This window comes from Nocardia sp. NPDC055002, assembly GCF_053608825.1.
The window spans coordinates 397,943-417,460 of sequence record NZ_JBSGWE010000003.1; the positions used below are offsets into that span (position 1 = coordinate 397,943).

A 19,518-nucleotide genomic window follows, 5' to 3' on the forward strand; every position below is an offset into this window, starting at 1 on the left:
GAATGAGCGGGAAGGAAAGTCGCGTGTCGCTGTTCATCGACATCAATGACCCCGAACTGACCACGGTGGACGGACGGGTCTACTACCGCAGCGAACCATTCACCGGTGAAACAGTCGAATACCTGCCCGACTTCACCGAAATCGAAAACACTTCCTACGAGAACGGCTACCGCGAACAAAGCTGCACCGCCTGGTATCCGGACGGAACACGGCGGCACTCAGGCTGGTACAGGCGCGGATTCAAGTACGACGACTGGCGCTACTGGTCCCCCGACGGCACGCTCATCCAAGAAGACAACTACGACACGAGCGGCTATCTCCAACACCGTAAACGCTGGGACTCCGCCGGAGTTCTCGTCGAAGACTTCGACGCCGCAGCCCTTGCCAAACCCCTCCTCCCGAGCGCCGTCAACCACAAAGACCCCGGACTCGTCTACGACAAGAACCACGACGGCCTCAACACCTACCACGGCCGACCGTTTACCGGCCAAGCGGTCGGATACGGCTACAACTACGCGGACGGGCCCATAGTAGAAATCGAATGGCACCTCGACGGCTACCGCGACGGGCCTGAATTCGCCTGGCACTGGGACGGCGCACGCGACCACGCCTGGGTCAATCACCGGGGAAACCCCATCGGTCTTCAGATCACCTGGAACCAGGACGGCACACCACGACACCGTGCGATCGCCGACGACTCCGGGAAGACTCTCCGCCAACAGCGCTGGGACGACAACGGCGAGCTCACCGCCTACCCCGCCGAGACACACCCCGACCTGGCCCATGACGATCCCACGCTCACAGCCGCCGAATCCGGTGCCCTCCAGCACAACGGTCACCCCTTCACCGGACGAGTCCACGCCCCCAAATACATCCAGGACTATCGCGACGGCTATCCCGACGGCCTCTATACCGAATCAGTCAAGGGGAAGGTCCGCCACGAAGGTGTCAACAGCCCCACCGGCCCCATCGGATCCTGGTACCGGTACCGCCCCGACGGCCGGATCAGCGAAGAACACCACTACGACAGACACCACCGGCTGTTACTCCGACGTCAATGGGATGAGGATGGCGCACTCGCGGCTCCCATGACCGGCCTCGCGCTCCAAGACAACAGGAAGGCAAGCGAATGACCACATGGCGAACGATGCCATCCGCCGACGCCGCCGATCTCTCCGACAGACTGGCCGCCCTCGACTGGTCATGGAACATCGACGATGCCCCCTCGATTGTCGAACAATTCGGCTGGCACACCATCTCCAGCCGACCGCGCCGAATCATGCTCGACACCGGATTCGGCCCCGACAGCGGGACCATCCAAGCCAAAAGTGGCGATGTAACCCGCATCGAGCTGCAGCTCACCGACTACGCCGAGGCGAGCGAAAAGCACGCAGTGAAAACAGCTTTCGTCGACTACGCGCAGGCGATCAGCGAGCGCCTCGGTGAGCCGACCGCGCAGGTCAAAGCACCGACCCCGCAAATTCGATGGGCAGGCGCCGAAACGACCGTCGTCCTCATCCTCTCCACCGCGTCGATCTGGCTGAACCTGGTCACCAATACCCGCCTCGCCGCAGACGACCGTAACCTCCAACTCGACAACCAGGGCCTACTGTGACCGACTGGGAAGAGTTCGCCCGTGGGCTGGCAAACGAGCTCGCCGCCGCCCCCGACACCACAGTTCTGGTGATCGGCGAAGTGGCACCATCCGGTTCGCGCCGCTTTGCACAATTTCGCAAGACGAGCGAATCGGTCCTGGCCGAACTCCCCGGCAACGCTTGGCTCGACCCGGCATCCCGCCCCGACGACGCAGGCTGGCGAGCTATCACCCGGGCCGGCTGGCGCCAACCCGACCAGGACCACTGCGACAACTGGTGGGCCGAATTCCCCTGGCCGGTCGACACCGACGCCTACCGCCGGCTCGCCGCGATCACCGTCACCGGACTCCGCGACGGCTTCGGCATCGACTCCCCGCTGACGCTGGTCTACCAGGGCTGGGTCGAGCGTGCCGGAAACAGCAGCCTGCATCTGCCGGGCCTCGGTATCCCGGACGCGAGTTGACCGACTGCGCGGCTACTTCAAGCCGTCGCGGTTGCCCTTTTCCATCTTGTCGATGTAGTCGGCGCTTTCGGTTTGACCGTCGGCGAACTCGCCCATGGACTTCGCCATCGTCTTGACGTTGTCGCTGGTGTTGGTCCACGAGGAGTCGTAACCGTCGTTGCCGCCGGGGCCGTCGTTGAAGCTCTGACCGAGTTTGTCGTTGCCCCAGACGTTTCCGCGGCCGTTGAGCGAGCTGTTCAGCGTATTGATGATGCCGGTGAGTTGCGTGCTGACGTTGCGCGATTTTCCGGCCGCGGTCCGGAAATCGTCGGCGTCGTACTCGAAGGTGCCCATCGCCCTCATCCCTCCACGAGTGGTGGCTCTGAGCACACCACAACTCTTTCGCGTGCGCAACAGCCTCGCACGACGGAACGAACCCGGGATGAAAGCGCTGTGAACGGTGGGTACCTCGCGGCCCCTATGCGCTTGCTTCCCAATGCGATTCCACGCGCGACATCATCCGCTGGATGGACGTGTTGACCTTCTCGGTCAGGTCCGATCGCGACATCGGGGTGGCGATGGGATTCTCGCTGGGGAGTTCGATGACATAGCGTCCGTCGTCGGGAAGATCGCGCCACACCAGGATGTCGCGATGCATCCCGCGCGAGCCGAACATGGACTGATTCTGCAGGATGTTGATGGTTCCGGTGCGGTCGGCGGAACGGTTGAAGAACTCGGTGCTGCGCTCGACGATCGAGGTGTCGGCTTCTTCGAAGAACATCGAGGATCGCTGCCCGTACTCGTCGCCGGCGCCTGCGCTCGCGTCGGTGAGCAGCGGGATCATCCCGCCCGTGCCCGCACCGGTGGTCGGCATCAGGTCGACGATGGCGTCGGCCAGACCGTGAGGACCGATGTCGACCACCGTGTAACCACCACTGTGGGTAGGGGTTTCACCGGGGAGCTGGTAGACCAGGTATCCGTTGGCACCGGCTCGCGCGGCCCTGGCCTTGAGCCACTGGTCGGCGTCGTCACGCGCACGATCGTTCCAACCACGCAGCCGCACATATACTTCCGGCCGTTCCAGCACATCGAAGACCGAGCGAAGCGTCGGATCGACCGTGTGCTGCAGACGCTGCCAGACCTGGTACTTCTCCTCCTCGTAGTCCTCGTGCAGGCGAGTCCTGGTCTGGAAGGTGAGCGGACGCGGCAGATCGGTGCCGACGAATCGCTGCCACAGCACCCGGAATTCGATGTCGGTGAGCTCCCACTTGCGCGTCACGCCTGCGCCTCCGGCCGCGCGTGCGCGAGCGAGCCGGCGGCGCCGACTTCCACGGATTCGACCGGCACTTCGACAACTTGCGCGGGCGCTTCCACCACTTGCGCGGGCGCTTCGGTCGCCATCGACTCCGCGAGCAGGCCGGTGAGCGGAGTGACGACCTCGCCCAGACCCGAGAGATTGGAGAAGTCGGGCAGCGAGGCACGCGGGAATGCTTCGCCCGCAGCCGTTTCGGTGCTCTCCTGCGGCAGTCCCGCTCCGTCGACGGCCGTCGTCGCGGTATCGATGCCGAGCAACTCCGCCAGCGGCGAAAGGGCGGGGTTGTCCGCGATCAGCTGGTTGATCTCGGGCGACTGCGACAGCAGTTCGGTCAGGTCGGGGAACTGCCCGAACAGGTTGCCCAGCTGGGTGAAATCGGGCAGGCCCGACGTGGCGCCGGTACCGCTGGTGTCGGCGGACACCTGCTGCAGCGCGGTGGCCAGCGAGGGCAGCGCCTGGGTGAGCGAGGACACCGCGGACGTCACCGCCGACATCACCGAGGACAGGATGCTGGACATGTCGCCCGACCCCGACCCGCTCGACCCTGCCGACGACCCGGTGGATCCGTTCGATCCGATGGAACCCGCCGTCTGACCGTTCGCGCCCTGCTGCGAACCGTTGGTGCCGTTCTGCTGCAGCTCCGCGGCCGCCTGCTGGGCAGCTTGCTGCGCCGCTTGCTGGGCAGCCACGGCGGCCGGCGACGTCGCCTGCTGTTGGCTCCCACCCCCGGAATTGCCACTGCCACCGGAATTTCCGCTACCACCGGAGTTGTTGTTACCACCGGCATTGTTATTGCCGTTGTTATTACTGTTGCCGTTATTATTATTATTATTGTTGTTGTTATTATTGTTGTTGTTCTCCGGCGGCTTCACCGGCCCCTTCGGCGCCGCGGGCTCCGCGGCCGCGGGGAAGAGCTTCTCGGTCTGCCCGACACCGTCGACGTAGTGGCGCTTGTACCGATCGCGGTTCTCCTGCAGATCGTCGTCGCACTTGTCTTCTTTGTCGATCGGCATAGACACCTTGGTCGCGTACAACCAGTTCGCGGTGTACTCGAGGTTCTGCTGCATCATCGTGAAGGAGTCACTCGCGGTCATCGCCGACTTGCCGAACGTGGAGATCGCGGCGAACGCGGCGTCACCGCCCTGGCTCTCCCACCGGTCGCGGGTGATCTCACCGAGCTTCTGCTCGAGGTTGTAGGCGGCGCCGTGCACGGCATGGGCCATCGCCTCCCAGATCGGAGCGTCGTTGGCCACCTCCTGCCAGGACAGCCGCTGACCGAGGTCGTACATGTCACGCCAGGACATGTTGTCCGCGGCGCGGACGGGTATCCGCACACCGCCCGATTCCGCCGTCGCGGTGCCCGCGTGCTTGGGCACGTTCGCGGTCTCGATGTCGTAGTTGTGCTTCTCCATCTTGATTTCCATGCCGGTGCCCTGCCGCACCTTGACATCGACTTCCCAGTGGGCCGGAGTGTAACCACCGGCCTGGGAGACCTCGCCCTTCATATCCTTGGCACCCGGCGAGGAGTTCACATTCTTCAGATCACCCTTGAGCGCGGCGATGTTGTCGCCGGAGCCCTTGTCGGTGTCGGTGTAGGACTCGCCCGCGGCCTTGAACATCGAGACCAGGTCTTCGAGCGAGTCGATATAGCGCCCCAGCAGGTCCTTGGCCTGGGTGGCCTCGGAGATGAACTTGGTCCGCAGCGGCGGACCCGCGTCGACTTGGCTGCCGCCCAGCTTGGACTCGTCGTAGTTGTTGAGGTCGTGGTCGCGGAACAGATTCTGGCAACCCTTGAACACCTCGATCGCCGTACTGCACGCCTTGGCCGCCTCGAGCGCGGCTCCCGTCTCGACCTTGACTTTTGCCTTACTGGCCAGTCCTGACCAGGGAGAATCGCCCACGCTAACCGCTCCTCGAAGCACCCCACCGCCGACTCTCGCAGCCGACTCGATCGCATCGCATTCTAGTGAGCAATGCGAAATATGCACAGCACCAAGGAAACACCGGCACCGATGCCGGATGAACAGCCGGTTCCGGCGAACGATCCGGCAGCCGACACCGATCTGTGACAGACTCGATCAAAGCGCTAGCGGCCGCCGGACGGCCATGAACGAACGAACGATGGGTGCCCAGCTTGACGTCGCGATGGAACTGCTCATGACCGATCTGAGCGGCCTCGAACGGCGCGTGGCAGCCAATCGCGCCAACACCCGCAGCCAGCACGCCGACGACTACCTGCGCTTGGCCGGATCACTGACCGAGCTCGCACAGGGTCTGCTCACGACCAGGGATGATCCGTCGGGGCGCGACCGCACGGCGGAGGCGCTGGAGCCCGCGCAGGAAGCGGTGGCGATCCGGCTGCACTGGCTGGTCGGGGGGTACGTCTCCTACGAGTACGCGGGTGCGTTGCAGGACGCGTTGCGGTTGTTCGAGCAGGCGACACGGCTGGTCGGGCACCGGCAGCTCGCGACGAACACCATTCGCAGCGCCTGTTCGGCGTATCGGCAGGTCGCGCAGGACTACCCGGATGTTTCGGCCATGTGCGCCGACGGTTTGTCCAAGTGCGGTGTGTGGTTGATGCGGCTCGATCACGACGCGGCGGTGGCGGCCAGTGAGTCGGCGGTCCGGATTCGGGCGGCGATGTACGCGCGCGCTTCCGAACAACCGGGCAAGTACCTGGCGAGTCTGAGCACTCTGCTGCGCACCCTGATGGTGGGGCGCTCACGCAAGCAGGCCATCGCGAGCTACCGCACCCTGTATTCCGAGGTGACCACCACCGCGAGCACGGCGAAACTGCGGGAAACCCGGGTCGAGGAGCTCGATCTCACCGTCAAGACCACGCAGGCGCTGGTGAAACTGGGCGCACCGACCCTCGAACGCGCGGGGCGGCTCACCCAGCAGCAGATCCTGTACCAGTCGGGTGGCGACCTGGCCACGATCGACGAGATCAATTGGCGGCTGGCCCTGGTCGGTCTCAAACCCCTTGCGGCAGGGGCGATGCCGGAGCCGCCGTCGCGACCGGTCGAGATCTCCGCGACCTACGGCGCGATCGCCGTCCGGTGCTCGGCGCCGGACGCGCTGGACCAGGTACGCGCCGCGATCGTCGCCGCGTACGCCCAGGACGGCGCGAATCCCGTCGACGCAGGCCGCTTCGCCGGGGTGCACGACAAGCACTGGGGCGTCAAAGAACCCAAGACCAACCTCGAGACCGAGCTCGGCGCCGATGTGGTGCTCGTCGAAAAGTCTTCGGGCAGCTGGATTTCGGTGAAGAGCCTCAACTGGGAGATCGGCGCCCTCGGCAAACACCCACTCGCCGTGGCCCTCTCGATGAAATGGCCGGTCCTCACTGTCGCCACGATCGAGAAGATCTCCTACGAACTGTGCCTCTACGACAACGGCGTCGCCACCCAGTACGCCGCGCTCGGCAGGCCGGCGGGCCAGGCACCCCTCGAGACCCCGCTGGCCCCCCTGGATTTCGCGACCCTGGCCGACTACGGCGCCGACTACGCCTCCGAAACCCAGGTCAGAGCCGCCTTCGGCAATGCCGAGATGTTCGCCAAGGTCACCGAGCTCCCCGGCGCGGGCATCCGCCAGTCCGCGGAGAAGGCCCCGCTCACCGACTACGGCCCGAATATCCTCTTCTTCGGCAAGGACTGAATCGGCACGCTGTGACCAGTGGACCCGTGCTGATCGCACCGACGGATACATCGCCCCGGGATGCCGCCCGGCGCGGTCACCCGGCATGATCGGAACTGTGCGAGTACTGCTGCAACGTGTGACCAGCGCCCAGGTGAGCGTCGACGATCAGGTGGTCGGCCGCATCGATCCGGCGGCGACGGGTGTCCCCCACGGCCTCCTCGCCCTCGTCGGCGCTACCCATACCGACACCGCGGCCACCGCGAAAGCTCTGGCCGACAAGGCCTATCGCCTGCGCATCCTCGACGGTGAACGCTCCGCCGCCGACCTGGACGCCCCCATCCTGGTGGTCAGCCAGTTCACCCTCTACGCCAACACCGCCAAGGGCCGGCGCCCGTCCTGGAACGCCGCCGCCCCCGGCTCCCTCGCCGAACCCCTCGTCGACACCTTCGCCGAAACACTCCGCGAACTGGGCGCCACCGTCGCCACCGGAGAATTCGGCGCCCACATGCAGATCGAACTCACCAACGACGGCCCGGTCACCGTCCTGCTCGAAGGCTGACTACTTGTCGCCCGGCCGGTACGGGATGCCGTCGGCCGCGGGTGCGACCGCCTTTCCGATGAATCCGGCGACCACGACCAGGGTGACGATGTAGGGCAGCATGCCGAGGAACTCGGTGGGGATCGGGTTGCCCGGCATGGTGTTGAGGAAGCGTTGCAGGGCGCTGGAGAAGCCGAACAGCAGGGCGGCCAGCAGGGCGCCGACCGGCTTCCAGCGGCCGACGATCATCACCGCCAAGGCCACGAAGCCGAGCGCGGCGGTCATGTTCTTGCTGAAGGTCACGTTGTTGGCGATGGTGAAGAAGGCGCCGCCGAACCCCGACAGGGCGCCGGCACAGGTGACATTCCAGAAGCGCAGGCGGTTCACGTCGATGCCCGCGGCGTCGGCCGCGGCCGGATGTTCGCCGACGGCGCGGGTGCGCAGGCCCCAGCGGGTCTGGAACAGCAGATACGACAGCCCGAACACGCAGGCCAGCGCCACATAGACGAACAGGTTCTGGTCGAACAGCACCGGCCCGAGCACCGGGATGTCGGTCAGGAAGCCCAGGCCGATGTCGTGGAGGAACCCACCGATGCGCGGCACCGTGCTCGGCTGGTTGAGCGAATGGTCCATGCGCATGAGCCGTTCGAACAGGAAGCCGGTGAGCCCCAGCGCGAGCAGATTGAGAATGACACCGGTGACCAGCTGGTTCACCTCGAAGCGGGTCGCCAGCCAGGCCAGCAGCAGCGTCGACAGCATGCCGCTGATCACCGCGGCCAGAATCCCGGCGTAGGGGCTGCCCATGATCGACGAGAACAGCACCGCGGTGAACGCGCCCGCCAGGAACTGTCCCTCGATGCCGAGGTTGATCACGCCCGACCGTTCACAGACCACGCCGGACAGCGCACCGAAGATGAACGGCAGCGCCAGGAACAGCGTCGACGCCAGCACGAACTCCACCGGGAAGCCGACACCCGGCGTGACCACCCACGACAGCGCCGCGATCACCAGGGCCGCCACCGCGATGCCGACGATCGCCCCGTGCGCGCGCCGCGAGAGCGGCCGCGCCGCCAGCACCCCACCGAGCACCACCGTCACCACACTCAGGACCAGCACGATCGTGAGAGTGTCGACGGTCCAACCACTTTCGACGGTCTGATCCAACCGGAAGGTGGTCGTGCGCCCACCCTCGACGAACAGCAGGCCGAGGACGCCGAGACCGATGCCGAGCACGATGAGCACCACCCCGGCCACATTGTGCCGGACGGCTTCGGCCGTGACGGCCGGTGACGCGGTGGTGGTACTCACCAGCCCCTCGCTTCCAGAGTGTTGAGACCACCGCGCGGTGTGCGCAGGTGCAGCAGGGTTTTCACCAGCGCGGGCGCGGCGACGAACAGCACGATCACCGCCTGCAACAGCGTGGACATCTCGACCGGAATGGCGGGCTGCATGTGCAGCGTGCCCGATTTCAACGCACCGAACAGCAGTGCGGCGGCCACGATGCCGCCGGGATGGGCCCGCCCGAGCAGCGCGACGGTGATCCCGTCGAACCCGAATTCGGCGACCGTACCCGGATTCACCGTGTAGGGGTTGAGTCCCAGTACCAGTGCGGCACCGCCCAACCCGGCCAGCCCGCCCGACACCGCCATCGTCGTGATGAACGTGCGCCCGATATCGATACCCGCCGTCTCCGCCGCGTGCGTATTGGCGCCGACCGCCCGGATCCGGTAGCCGAAGGTGGATTTGCGCAACAGCCACCAGATTCCGGCCGCGAGCGCCAGCCCGAGCAACAGCCCCACGCTGACCCGCAGACCCGAGCCCGCCCAGCCGAGCAACCGGGGCAATCGGCCGGAGAAGTCCACCTGCTTGGAGACCAGTTCCTGCGAGGTCGTCGAGTGGATGAACGTGGTGCTCAACGCCCAGAGCAGGAAATAGGTGGCGATATTGTTCAGCATGATCGACGAGATCACCTCGTGCGCGCCGGTTTTCGCCTTGAGCACACCGGGGATGGCGCCGAGCACACCGCCGGCGAGCGCCCCCGCGAGCAGGGCCAGCGGAACATGCAGCAGCGGCGGCAGGTCGAGCGCGAACCCGACGATCACGCCGCCGAGCATGCCGAGGATGAACTGCCCGTGCCCGCCGATATTGAACAGTCCGGCCCGGAACGCCAGACCGACGGCGAGCCCGGTGAAGATCAGCGGGGTCGCGTAGGTGAGCGTCTCCGAGATCGGGCGCAGCACCTGGGCCAGGGTGGCGTCACCGTCGGTGTACTGGCTCACCCGCCCGAAGTCGATGATCGCGCCCTCGAACATGTCGCGATATCCCGCGCTCACCGCCTGCCACGAGAAACTCAGCGCATCGGCGGGGCGATTGAAGAAGTAGCCCCAGGCACCCCGCACCGCCGCGTCGGAGACGATGATCAACAGGGCGCCGATCGCGAAGGCCAGCAGCAACGAATAGATCGTCACCATCACGCTGTTGGCCTCGGTCAAGTACCCCACGAACGTGCGGCCTACGTCGCGCTTTTCTGGCTTACGCTCGCCGGGGGAGTCGATGTCCGGCTCGATGGTCGTACTCGGCATGGGTGTCCTCAGCTCGCGGGTGCCGGATCGGCGGGACGATGGCCTGCCATCAGCTGACCGATGATCTCGCGTGGCGTGTCCGGGGCCAGGACGCCGACGATCTGCCCGTTGTGGATCACGGCGATGCGGTCGGACAGGGCCAGGATCTCGTCCAGCTCCGCGGAGATGAGCAGAACCGCTGTCCCCGAGTCACGTTCGGCGACCAGCCGGCGATGGATGAACTCGATGGCGCCGACGTCGACTCCTCGCGTCGGTTGCGCGGCGATCAGAACCGAACGCGGCCTGGAGAATTCGCGCGCGATCACCACCTTCTGCTGATTGCCGCCCGACAGCGCCGACACCAGCTCCCCCGGCCCCCTGGTACGGATGTCGAAATCGGCGATGGCCTTGTCGGCCAGCGAACGCACCGCCGCCGCGTCGACCACCCCGTGATTCGACAGCGGCTTGTCGCGGTACTGATTGAGGACGAGGTTCTCGGCGACGGTGAAATCGGCGGCCAGCCCGTCGCGGCCACGATCCTCCGGGATATAGCCGAGCCCGGCGACGATCCGCCGATACGGGTTCCATCCGGTGACCGGGGTCCCGCTCATCTCCACCGACCCGCCCTCGGGCGTGATGGTGCCGAGCACCGCCCTGGCCAGTTCGGTCTGCCCGTTGCCCTCGACCCCGGCCAACCCGACGATCTCACCGGCCCGCACAGCCAAACTCAGTCCATCGAGCATCGGCGTCCCCCGCTCGCCCAGCACCGTCAGATCCTTGATGTCCAGCGCGATCTCGCCCGGCTGCGCGGGCGGGCGATCCACGGTGAGCACGACCGACCGCCCGACCATCGCCGCCGCCAGCTCGGCCTCGCTGTCCTGCGGCGACGCCTCGGCCACGACCTTCCCGCGCCGCAGCACAGTGATCGTGTCGGCGATCGCTTTCACCTCTTTGAGCTTGTGGCTGATGAAGATCACCGACATCCCCGAGTCCGTGAGATTGCGGATGATCCCGAGCAGCTCGGCCACTTCGGGCGGGGTGAGCACGGCGGTCGGCTCGTCCAGGATCAGCAGATCGGTCCGGCCCGACAGCGCCTTCACGATCTCGACGCGCTGCTGCACGCCGACCGGCAGGTCCTCGCAGATCGCGTCGGGATCGAGCGCCAGACCGTACCGCTCGGACACCTCGAGCACCGCCCGCCGCGCGGTCGCCCGATCGAGGCTGCCCCGCTTGACGTGTTCGCGACCCAGCTGCACGTTGTCGGCGACACTGAACGGCCCGACCAGCTTGAAATGCTGATGCACCATGCCGATTCCGGCGGCGATGGCGTCGCCCGGCGATCGCAGCCGCACCGGCTCGCCGTCGATCAGGATCTGACCGCTGGTCGGTTCGAGGATGCCGTAGAGCATGTTCATCAGGGTCGACTTGCCCGCGCCGTTCTCGCCGAGGATCGCGTGCACCTGGCCGGGTTCGACCACCAGATCGACGCTGTCGTCGGCGAGAAACGTTCCGAATGCCTTGGTCAGTCCCTGTGCTTCGAGTCGCATGCGCCTGTCCTCTACAGCTTCGGGGCGGCCGGGGAATTGATCACGATCTTGCCGTCGACGATGTCGCGCCGAAGAGTGGTGAGCTCCCGCTTCAGCGGCTCGGGCACCTTCGCGTCGAAATCGTGGAACGGCGCGAGCCCGACCCCGGCATTGCCCAGGGTGCCCACGTACCGGCCGTCCTTGACGCCGTCGCCGAAGGCATTGTCGATCGCCACCCGCACCGCGGCGGAGATGTCCTTCATCGAGGAGGACAACATGATGTCCTGGTACTCCGGAACCGCCTCGTAGCCATCGGAATCCACCCAGATCATGGATACGTTCGGCGAGTCCTGCACGGCGGACGCCCCACCCATGCCGACCGGTCCCGCGACCGGGTGGATCACGTCGGCGCCCTGGGCGATGAAGTTCTCGGTGATCGAGCGACCCGCGCTCGTATCGTCGAAATTGCCGGTGAACGAACCGTTCTGGTCCTCGACATCCCAGCCGAGCACGGCGATCGCGGTCCCGTGCGCCGCGTTGTACCCGGCCACTCCGGCGGCGAACCCGTCCATGAAGATGGTCACCGCGGGAATCTGCATGCCCCCCCAGGTGGCGACCCGGCCGGTCTTGGACACTCCCGCCGCGAGATAGCCTGCCAGATAAGAGGATTGGGCGGCGTTGAACTCCATCGAGTAGACATTGTCCAGCTCGACGTGCGCGTCGACGATCGCGAAACGCTGATCGGGGTACTCCGCGGCCACCTGTGCCACCGCCTCGGCCATCAGGCCGCCGACGCCGATCACCAGATCGCAGTCGTCGTCGGCCGAGGCTCGCAGGTTGGGTTCGTAGTCGGCGGAACTGTTGGATTGTCGGTAGGAACCGTAGACGCCGGGGTTGGCGTCGATCGCGGCTTTCACCCCGTTCCAGCCGGATTCGTTGAACGACTTGTCGTCGACGCCGCCCGCGTCGGTCACCATGCAGGTCTCGAAACCCGCGTTCGCGGTGCCGTAGGTGTTGCCCGATCCCGTATAGCGCGCGTCCGGCGGCGGCTCACCGCAGCCGACGAGCAAGGCCGAGGCCGCGCAACCGACGGCGACCAGCGCGATCCGGGATCTCATCACTCAGAGATACAGGATCGCGCAGGCGACCAGACTGATTAGAACGATTACTTCACCGAAAAGCCGTCGGTGAACTACTCCGGGCGCAGCGTGAGAATGCGCGGCCCGTCTTCGGTGACAGCGACGCTGTGCTCCCAATGCGCCGCGCGCGTCCCGTCGGTGGTGACCACGGTCCAGTCGTCATCGAGCGTCTTGGTCTCGGTGGTACCGAGCGTCAGCATCGGCTCGATCGCCAGCACCGACCCGACCACCAGGCGCGGGCCCTTACCGGGCGCGCCTTCGTTGGGCAGGAACGGATCCATGTGCATCTCGCGCCCGATGGCATGGCCACCGTAACCGTCGACGATGCCGTACTGCCGGCCGTGCGCCTGTTCGGCCGCGCGCGTACCCAGCTCGATGGCGTGCGAGACGTCGGTCAGCCGGTTGCCCGGCAGCATCGCCGCGATGCCGGTCTCCATCGAGAGCCTGGTGGCCTCGCTCAGCAACTCATCGGCCTCGATGATGGTGCCGATGCCGAACGTCCACGCCGAGTCGCCGTGCCAGCCGTCGAGGATGGCGCCGCAGTCGATGGACACGAGATCGCCCTCGACGAGAATGTCACTCGCCGAGGGGATCCCGTGGACCACACGATCGTTGACCGAAGAACAGATCGAGCCGGGGAACCCGTGATAACCCTTGAACGACGGGACAGCGCCCGCGTCGCGGATCGTCGCCTCGGCGACCTCGTCGAGCTCCAGCGTCGAGACGCCGGGCTTGGCCGCCGCGCGAACGGCGACCAGCGTGGCACCGACGATCGCGCCGGCTGCCTGCATGGCATCCAGCTCGCCCGCCGAACGGAACGGCACGACCTTCTTCTTACGGTTGAAGACCATCCGGCCTCAGTACTCCGATCCGCTGATTACTGACCGAGCGCCTTCAGCGCCCGCGCGTTGACCTCATCGACTTCACCGATGCCGTCGACGGTCACGACCAGACCGTCGTAGTGCTCGAGCAGCGGCTCGGTTTCCTCACGGTAGACCCGCAGCCGGTTGCGGATGACGTCCTCGGTGTCGTCGGCGCGCCCACGGGCGAGCATGCGCTCGACCACGGTGTCCTCCGCGACCACGAAGCACAGCACCGCGTCGAGCGTGGTGCCGTTGTGCTCGAGGATCTTCTTCAACGCGTCGGCCTGATCGACCGTGCGCGGGTAACCGTCGAGCACGAAACCGTTCGCGGCGTCGGGCTCGCCGACACGCGCCTCGACCATGCGGTTGGTGACGTCGCTGGGGACCAGGTCGCCCGCGTCCATGTACTTCTGCGCCTCGCGACCGAGGGCGGTCTGCTGGCTGATATTCGCGCGGAAGAGGTCTCCGGTGGAGATGTGCGGAACGCCCAGCTTCTCTGACAGCAGGACGGCCTGAGTACCTTTGCCGGCACCCGGCGGACCGAGCAGAACAACTCTCACTTGAGGAACCCTTCGTAATTTCGATTCATCAGCTGGCTCTCGATCTGCTTGACCGTGTCGAGACCCACGCTGACCATGATGAGCACCGCGGTACCGCCGAACGGCAGGTTCGCGACCGCACCCGAATTGCCCATGTCGAGGAACAGGTTCGGGAGCACGGCGACCAGACCGAGGTAAATCGAGCCAGGCAGGGTGATGCGGCTCAGGACGTAGTTGAGGTAGTCGGCGGTCGGCTTACCGGGCCGGTAGCCCGGGATGAAGCCACCGAACTTCTTCATCTCGTCCGCGCGTTCCTCCGGGTTGAAGGTGATCGCGACGTAGAAGTAGGTGAAGAACACGATCAGCGCGAAGTAGATCGCGATGTAGACCGGGTTGGACGGATTCACCAGGTATTTCTGGATGATCTCCTGCCACCAGCTCGGATCCGTCGCCGTATTCGAGTTGGTGAGCTGCGCGACCAGGTTGGGTAGGTAGAGCAGCGAGGACGCGAAGATCACCGGGATGACACCGGCCTGGTTGACCTTCAACGGCAGGTACGTCGATGAACCGCCGTACATCTTGCGACCGACGACGCGCTTGGCGTACTGCACCGGAATCCGGCGCTGACCCTGCTCGACGAAGATCACGGCCACGATGATCGCCAGGACGGCGGCACACACCAGACCGAAGACCAGACCACCGCGGGTATCCAGGATGCTCTTGCCGTCGAGCGGGATACGCGCCGCGATACCGGCGAAGATGAGCAGCGACATGCCGTTACCGACACCGCGCTCGGTGATCTGCTCGCCGAACCACATGACCAGCGAGGCACCGGCGGTCATCACCAGGACGATGATGATCATGCCGAAAATGCTGGTGTCGGCGAGGATTTCCTGCTGGCAGCCCTGCAGCAGCTGACCTCGCGCGGCGAGCGCGACGAGACCGGTGGCCTGCAGGATCGCCAACGCGACCGACAGGTACCTGGTGTACTGCGTCATCTTGGTCTGGCCGGATTGGCCTTCCTTGCGCAGTTCCTCGAACCGCGGGATGACGACCGTCAGCAGCTGGATGATGATGCTCGCGGTGATGTACGGCATGATGCCGATCGCGAACACCGACAGCTGCAACAGTGCGCCACCGGAGAAAAGGTTGATGAGCTGGTAGATACCGGCGGATTCACCACCGGAGACCAGCTTCACGCAGTCCTGGACCGCGCGGTAGTCGACGCCGGGGGACGGCAGCGCGGCACCCAACCGGTACAGCGCGATCAACCCCAGCGTGAAGAGAATCTTCCGCCGTAAGTCCGGAGTCCGGAAGGCCGATACGAAGGCGGAAAGCACAAATCCTCCTGGCGAACGACATGGTCATGCCATGCGACTGAACCACTGGACAGCATGTGGAATCGTCAGCCGATGACGAGCTTGGCAGACAACACTTGGAACTCTAACAGTGACACCGGACGAGCTCGCGACTCGTCCGGTGTCAGCTGCTGACTACAGTACCGTCAGGCCAGTTCGGTGACAGTGCCACCGGCGGCGGTGATCTTCTCCTTGGCGGAGCCGGTCACCTTGTCGGCGGTCACCTGGATGGCGACACCGATCTCGCCGTCGCCGAGAACCTTGACGAGCTCGTTCTTGCGAACGGCGCCGGCCTCGACGAGTTCTGCCTTACCGATGACGCCGCCCTGAGGGAACAGCTCGGCGATGCGGCCAACGTTGACAACCTGGTACTCGACCCGGAAGCGGTTGGTGAAGCCGCGAAGCTTCGGCAGACGCATGTGCAGCGGCATCTGGCCACCCTCGAACGCCGCGGGGACGTTCTTGCGTGCCTTGGTGCCCTTGGTACCGCGACCGGCGGTCTTACCCTTGGAACCCTCACCGCGACCCACACGGGTCTTCTCGGTCTTGGAGCCAGGGGCGGGACGCAGGTGGTGCAATTTGATGGTCATGTCTAGACCTCCTCAACTGTTACGAGGTGGCGCACGACGTTGATCAGACCGCGGTTCTGAGCGTTGTCCTCACGAACCACCGACTGGCGGATCTTCCGCAGACCAAGCGTCCGCAGGCTGTCGCGCTGGTTCGACTTGGCACCGATCGTGCTCTTGATCTGAGTCACCTTGAGATCAGCCATGTCAGGCTCCTTGTCCTGCACGCGCACGCAGCATGCCCGCCGGAGCGACATCCTCGATCGGCAGACCGCGACGAGCGGCAACCTCTTCGGGACGCTGGAGCATCTTGAGCGCGGCAACCGTCGCGTGAACGACGTTGATCGCATTGTCGCTACCGAGCGACTTGGCCAGAATGTCGTGAATGCCTGCGCATTCGAGCACGGCGCGAGCCGCGCCGCCCGCGATCACACCGGTACCGGGCGAAGCCGGACGCAGCATGACCACACCGGCCGCCGCCTCACCCTGAACGGGGTGAGTGATGGTCGAGCCGATCATCGGGACGCGGAAGAAGCTCTTGCGAGCCTCCTCGACACCCTTCTGGATGGCCGCGGGAACTTCCTTGGCCTTGCCGTAGCCGACGCCGACCAGACCGTTGCCGTCACCGACGATCACGAGGGCGGTGAAGCTGAAGCGACGACCACCCTTCACGACCTTGGAGACACGGTTGATCGCGACGACGCGCTCGAGCTGGTTCTTCTCGGCCGCGTTGTCACGACGGTCGCCGCCACCGCGACGATCGCCACCGCCACGACGGTTGCCCTCGGGGCCTCCGGCGTTGCTGTTGGAGTTGCTGTTGGGTCCGGCGGGTCCGTTGCCGCCGTCACGCCGCTGACGTCCCGGCATCAGACGTTCCTTCCGTTCGAAATAACAGTCATCAGAACTTCAGCCCACCTTCACGAGCGGCATCGGCCAGCGCCGCGATACGGCCGTGGTAGTCGTGACCACCACGGTCGAACACGACCGCCTCGATACCGGCAGCCTTGGCACGCTCGGCGATCAGCTGACCGACCTTCGCGCCCTTGGCGGACTTGTCGCCCTCGAGCGCACGCACGTCGGCCTCGATCGAGGAAGCGGCGGCAATGGTCTTGCCCACCGAGTCGTCGATCAGCTGAGCGTGCAGGTGCCGCGCGGAGCGGTTGACCACCAGGCGCGGACGCTCGGTGGTGCCTTCGACCTTCTTACGAAGACGGAAGTGACGGCGGGTCTTCGACAGGCGACGCTTCGTGGAAGCGTCCTTGCCCAGCGGAATCCGCTTCGCCTTCTGGTTAGCAGTTTGCGCCATGATCACTTACCCGTCTTTCCGACCTTGCGGCGAACGACCTCGCCGGCGTAGCGGATGCCCTTGCCCTTGTACGGGTCGGGCTTACGCAGTCCGTGGATGACAGCGGAGATCTGACCGACCTTCTGCTTGTCGATTCCGGACACCGAGAACTTGGTGGGCGATTCCACCGCGAAGGTGATGCCTGCCGGGGCCTCGATCGGCACCGGGTGGCTGTAACCGAGGGCGAACTCGAGGTTCGAACCCTTGGCCTGAACGCGGTAACCGACGCCGAAGATTTCCATCTTCTTCTCGTAGCCCTTGGTGACACCCTCGATCATGTTGGCGATCAGGGTGCGGGAAAGGCCGTGCAGCGAACGGTTCGCGCGCTCGTCGTTGGGACGAGCAACCTCGAGCTCATTACCTTCACCCTTGGTGACGATGATGGGCTCGGCCACGGTGTGCGAGAGGGTGCCCTTGGGCCCCTTGACCGTGACAACCTGGCCGTCGATGTTGACGTCGACGCCGGCCGGAATCTCGATGGGCTTCTTACCAATACGCGACATTAGTCCTGACCTCCCTTACCAGACGTAGGCGAGGACTTCGCCCCCGACGCCCTGCTTGGCCGCCTGACGGTCGGTGAGCAGACCGGTCGACGTGGAAATGATCGCCACGCCGAGGCCGCCGAGGACCTTGGGCAGGTTGGTGGACTTCGCGTACACACGCAGACCCGGCTTCGAGACGCGACGCAGGCCCTGCAGGCTGCGCTCACGGCTGGGGCCGTACTTCAGATCGACGACGATGGCCTTGCCAACGGTCGCGTCTTCGGTGCGGTAATCGGCGATGTAGCCCTCACGCTTGAGGATCTCGGCGATGTTCACCTTGATCTTCGAGTGGGGCGCCTTCACCTGATCGTGGTACGCCGAGTTGGCGTTGCGCAGACGCGTCAAGAAGTCTGCGATCGGATCAGTCATGGTCATGGTTAGACCTCGACACCTTTCTCGCTGCGGTTCCCATGCAACATCTCCCGCACTCTCACGCGGTCGACCGTGGGCCTACAACAATTCGGCTGGTCCGGTCGGCACTTACCGACCGGATGAGTTCTCTTGCGAGCTCTCGGCGCCTGGCACGGTCCCACCCGCGCCGAAGCGCGCAGCGGACACAGATCTGCCCAGGCAACCGCTCTAGTGTAGGCAATGCCGTGGTCAGGACCAAACTCGGGGGCCGACCGACCGGGGCGATCTCCGTCACGCGGCGGTGTGGGCCGCCCTCCCACCCGTCTTGTAGGTGATCAGAATCGCCGCGGCCGAGACAACGGCGGCGACGATCAGCATCATCTCACCACCCACCACCGTGCTCATCAAGCCGCCGAGCAGGGCGCCGACGGCGAACGCCGCGTACTGCATGCCGTAGCCGAGCCAATCGCGCGCACTACCCCCGCTGACATGACTTTCGATGCCCTGGCTCAGTTTCACGACCGTTCCGGTGGCATAGCTGAGCGGAACGCTGGTCTCGCCGTTCTTGACGAACGCGGTGTTGAGCGCGCCCACCGCGAACGCGACGAACGCGATCGGGATGAACCCCACCTCCTGGCCGCCGGTGCGGTCGAGGGCGAAGTCGACCACCGCGGCCACGGCGAGCGCCACGGTGGTCACCACGGACGCACCGTAGTGACCGCGCCGCCACAGCCGCCGTCGCAGCAGCGAGGCGACGAACACACCGAGGCCGAACGAGAAAAGCAGCGTGATCGCCCCGGTGGCCAGCAGCTGATCATTGTCGAACCAGCCGAGAACGGCGCGCTCGGTATTACCGGTCATGAATGTCACGAAATATCCGGCGGAATGCGTATAGGCCGCCGCTCCGATAAATCCGGCCAAAATAGAAAGAAACGCGACCATCGGCATCGCGCCGGCGGGAATTCCCCGCAGAGACACCCGGTGGGCCACGTCACGTGGCTTGTTTTCTGTGGTCAGGGTCACGAACTCACATCCTCTGCATTCACTCGGCAAGGGATCGACACTGACGCCCATCTGCACGCCGCATTGTCATGCAACGACCCCGACAGTAGCCACGAAATAAATTATCGACCAGCATGGAGATCACATTCTCGGGAAAGACACAGGAATATGAGGAGCCGGTAATGCCGCGGTAACCG

At 65.4% G+C, this 19,518-nt stretch carries 22 protein-coding genes; 5 read left to right on the forward strand and 17 right to left on the reverse strand.

Translation table 11 applies throughout. From position 1 onward, the window contains the following. The first annotated feature begins 23 nt into the window (after nt 1–23). Genes ACWF99_RS14075 through ACWF99_RS14085 form a run of 3 tightly spaced genes read left to right on the forward strand, consistent with a single transcriptional unit; the run spans nt 24 to nt 2,058 of the window. The gene (locus ACWF99_RS14075) at nt 24–1,133 is read left to right on the forward strand and encodes a hypothetical protein (RefSeq protein WP_452536142.1); all 1,110 of its coding nucleotides are present in this window, start codon (nt 24–26) and stop codon (nt 1,131–1,133) included. After that, nucleotides 1,130–1,615: a DUF6301 family protein gene (locus ACWF99_RS14080; RefSeq protein WP_378632291.1), complete on the forward strand. Its 486-nt coding sequence runs from the start codon at nt 1,130–1,132 to the stop codon at nt 1,613–1,615. Before ACWF99_RS14075 ends, ACWF99_RS14080 begins: the two co-directional genes overlap by 4 nt. Beyond that, on the forward strand, nt 1,612–2,058 hold the full coding sequence (locus tag ACWF99_RS14085; RefSeq protein ID WP_452536144.1) for a TY-Chap domain-containing protein: 447 nt from the start codon (nt 1,612–1,614) through the stop codon (nt 2,056–2,058). Before ACWF99_RS14080 ends, ACWF99_RS14085 begins: the two co-directional genes overlap by 4 nt. 12 nt (nt 2,059–2,070) lie before the next feature. On the opposite strand, the gene ACWF99_RS14090 is transcribed toward ACWF99_RS14085, so the two are convergent. From ACWF99_RS14090 to ACWF99_RS14100, 3 genes are all read right to left on the reverse strand, one after another. After that, on the reverse strand, nt 2,071–2,391 hold the full coding sequence (locus tag ACWF99_RS14090) for a WXG100 family type VII secretion target (RefSeq protein WP_378632285.1): 321 nt from the start codon (nt 2,389–2,391) through the stop codon (nt 2,071–2,073). Between the two features lie 124 nt (nt 2,392–2,515). Further along, nucleotides 2,516–3,316 carry an ESX secretion-associated protein EspG gene (locus ACWF99_RS14095; RefSeq protein WP_452536145.1) on the reverse strand — a complete coding sequence of 267 codons (801 nt, stop codon included), beginning with the start codon at nt 3,314–3,316 and terminating at the stop codon, nt 2,516–2,518. After that, a complete protein-coding gene (locus ACWF99_RS14100) occupies nt 3,313–5,253 on the reverse strand; it encodes a hypothetical protein (RefSeq protein ID WP_452536146.1) in 1,941 nt (646 codons plus the stop codon). The genes ACWF99_RS14095 and ACWF99_RS14100 overlap by 4 nt, the downstream gene beginning before the upstream one ends. 220 nt (nt 5,254–5,473) lie before the next feature. On the opposite strand from ACWF99_RS14100, the gene ACWF99_RS14105 reads away from it, so the two are divergent. Continuing rightward, nucleotides 5,474–7,009, forward strand: coding sequence for a hypothetical protein (locus tag ACWF99_RS14105; RefSeq protein WP_378656679.1), 1,536 nt, complete (start codon nt 5,474–5,476; stop codon nt 7,007–7,009). Between the two features lie 97 nt (nt 7,010–7,106). Beyond that, nucleotides 7,107–7,550, forward strand: coding sequence for a D-aminoacyl-tRNA deacylase (dtd, locus tag ACWF99_RS14110; RefSeq protein WP_378656724.1), 444 nt, complete (start codon nt 7,107–7,109; stop codon nt 7,548–7,550). On the opposite strand, the gene ACWF99_RS14115 is transcribed toward dtd, so the two are convergent. The 14 genes from ACWF99_RS14115 to ACWF99_RS14180 form a co-directional block, all read right to left on the reverse strand. After that, on the reverse strand, nt 7,551–8,837 hold the full coding sequence (locus tag ACWF99_RS14115; RefSeq protein WP_452536148.1) for an ABC transporter permease: 1,287 nt from the start codon (nt 8,835–8,837) through the stop codon (nt 7,551–7,553). It abuts the gene before it with no gap. After that, nucleotides 8,834–10,111 (reverse strand): ABC transporter permease, encoded by a 1,278-nt coding sequence (locus ACWF99_RS14120; RefSeq protein ID WP_452536150.1) that lies wholly within the window; start codon nt 10,109–10,111, stop codon nt 8,834–8,836. Before ACWF99_RS14120 ends, ACWF99_RS14115 begins: the two co-directional genes overlap by 4 nt. A gap of 8 nt (nt 10,112–10,119) precedes the next feature. After that, nucleotides 10,120–11,637, reverse strand: coding sequence for an ABC transporter ATP-binding protein (locus ACWF99_RS14125; RefSeq protein WP_452536151.1), 1,518 nt, complete (start codon nt 11,635–11,637; stop codon nt 10,120–10,122). Nucleotides 11,638–11,648: 11 nt separating this feature from the next. Continuing rightward, complete coding sequence (locus tag ACWF99_RS14130; protein WP_452536152.1) at nt 11,649–12,734, reverse strand: BMP family lipoprotein; 1,086 nt, start codon at nt 12,732–12,734, stop codon at nt 11,649–11,651. 74 nt (nt 12,735–12,808) lie between these two features. Beyond that, nucleotides 12,809–13,606: a type I methionyl aminopeptidase gene (map, locus tag ACWF99_RS14135; protein WP_378632268.1), complete on the reverse strand. Its 798-nt coding sequence runs from the start codon at nt 13,604–13,606 to the stop codon at nt 12,809–12,811. A gap of 26 nt (nt 13,607–13,632) precedes the next feature. Further along, entirely contained in the window at nt 13,633–14,178 is a 546-nt protein-coding gene (locus ACWF99_RS14140) for an adenylate kinase (protein WP_378632266.1), read from the reverse strand. Further along, nucleotides 14,175–15,497, reverse strand: a complete 1,323-nt coding sequence (gene secY / locus ACWF99_RS14145; protein WP_378632265.1) for a preprotein translocase subunit SecY — start codon at nt 15,495–15,497, stop codon at nt 14,175–14,177. Before secY ends, ACWF99_RS14140 begins: the two co-directional genes overlap by 4 nt. Nucleotides 15,498–15,661: 164 nt before the next feature. Beyond that, the gene (rplO, locus tag ACWF99_RS14150; RefSeq protein WP_101464424.1) at nt 15,662–16,105 is read right to left on the reverse strand and encodes a 50S ribosomal protein L15; all 444 of its coding nucleotides are present in this window, start codon (nt 16,103–16,105) and stop codon (nt 15,662–15,664) included. Between the two features lie 2 nt (nt 16,106–16,107). Beyond that, nucleotides 16,108–16,287, reverse strand: coding sequence for a 50S ribosomal protein L30 (gene rpmD / locus ACWF99_RS14155; protein ID WP_056819257.1), 180 nt, complete (start codon nt 16,285–16,287; stop codon nt 16,108–16,110). A gap of 1 nt (nt 16,288) precedes the next feature. Continuing rightward, nucleotides 16,289–16,948 carry a 30S ribosomal protein S5 gene (gene rpsE, locus ACWF99_RS14160; protein ID WP_378632262.1) on the reverse strand — a complete coding sequence of 220 codons (660 nt, stop codon included), beginning with the start codon at nt 16,946–16,948 and terminating at the stop codon, nt 16,289–16,291. A 31-nt stretch (nt 16,949–16,979) separates the two neighbouring features. After that, entirely contained in the window at nt 16,980–17,387 is a 408-nt protein-coding gene (gene rplR / locus ACWF99_RS14165; RefSeq protein WP_266296784.1) for a 50S ribosomal protein L18, read from the reverse strand. A gap of 2 nt (nt 17,388–17,389) precedes the next feature. After that, a complete protein-coding gene (gene rplF / locus ACWF99_RS14170; RefSeq protein ID WP_378632260.1) occupies nt 17,390–17,929 on the reverse strand; it encodes a 50S ribosomal protein L6 in 540 nt (179 codons plus the stop codon). A gap of 15 nt (nt 17,930–17,944) precedes the next feature. Then, nucleotides 17,945–18,343, reverse strand: a complete 399-nt coding sequence (rpsH, locus tag ACWF99_RS14175) for a 30S ribosomal protein S8 (RefSeq protein ID WP_056818383.1) — start codon at nt 18,341–18,343, stop codon at nt 17,945–17,947. A gap of 267 nt (nt 18,344–18,610) precedes the next feature. Further along, a complete protein-coding gene (locus tag ACWF99_RS14180) occupies nt 18,611–19,267 on the reverse strand; it encodes a YoaK family protein (protein WP_452536613.1) in 657 nt (218 codons plus the stop codon). Nucleotides 19,268–19,518: the final 251 nt, after the last annotated feature.

Excerpts from the sequence above, each read along its gene's own strand:
- ACWF99_RS14080 (WP_378632291.1), top strand. The coding sequence starts at position 1,130 with ATGACCACATGGCGAACGATGCCATCCGCCGACGCCGCCGATCTCTCC.
- ACWF99_RS14090 (WP_378632285.1), bottom strand. The coding sequence starts at position 2,391 with ATGGGCACCTTCGAGTACGACGCCGACGATTTCCGGACCGCGGCCGGA.
- ACWF99_RS14105 (WP_378656679.1), top strand. The coding sequence starts at position 5,474 with ATGGGTGCCCAGCTTGACGTCGCGATGGAACTGCTCATGACCGATCTG.
- ACWF99_RS14120 (WP_452536150.1), bottom strand. The coding sequence starts at position 10,111 with ATGCCGAGTACGACCATCGAGCCGGACATCGACTCCCCCGGCGAGCGT.
- ACWF99_RS14125 (WP_452536151.1), bottom strand. The coding sequence starts at position 11,637 with ATGCGACTCGAAGCACAGGGACTGACCAAGGCATTCGGAACGTTTCTC.
- ACWF99_RS14130 (WP_452536152.1), bottom strand. The coding sequence starts at position 12,734 with ATGAGATCCCGGATCGCGCTGGTCGCCGTCGGTTGCGCGGCCTCGGCC.
- map (WP_378632268.1), bottom strand. The coding sequence starts at position 13,606 with ATGGTCTTCAACCGTAAGAAGAAGGTCGTGCCGTTCCGTTCGGCGGGC.
- rplO (WP_101464424.1), bottom strand. The coding sequence starts at position 16,105 with ATGACCATCAAATTGCACCACCTGCGTCCCGCCCCTGGCTCCAAGACC.
- rpmD (WP_056819257.1), bottom strand. The coding sequence starts at position 16,287 with ATGGCTGATCTCAAGGTGACTCAGATCAAGAGCACGATCGGTGCCAAG.
- rpsE (WP_378632262.1), bottom strand. The coding sequence starts at position 16,948 with ATGCCGGGACGTCAGCGGCGTGACGGCGGCAACGGACCCGCCGGACCC.
- rplR (WP_266296784.1), bottom strand. The coding sequence starts at position 17,387 with ATGGCGCAAACTGCTAACCAGAAGGCGAAGCGGATTCCGCTGGGCAAG.
- rplF (WP_378632260.1), bottom strand. The coding sequence starts at position 17,929 with ATGTCGCGTATTGGTAAGAAGCCCATCGAGATTCCGGCCGGCGTCGAC.
- rpsH (WP_056818383.1), bottom strand. The coding sequence starts at position 18,343 with ATGACCATGACTGATCCGATCGCAGACTTCTTGACGCGTCTGCGCAAC.
- ACWF99_RS14180 (WP_452536613.1), bottom strand. The coding sequence starts at position 19,267 with ATGCCGATGGTCGCGTTTCTTTCTATTTTGGCCGGATTTATCGGAGCG.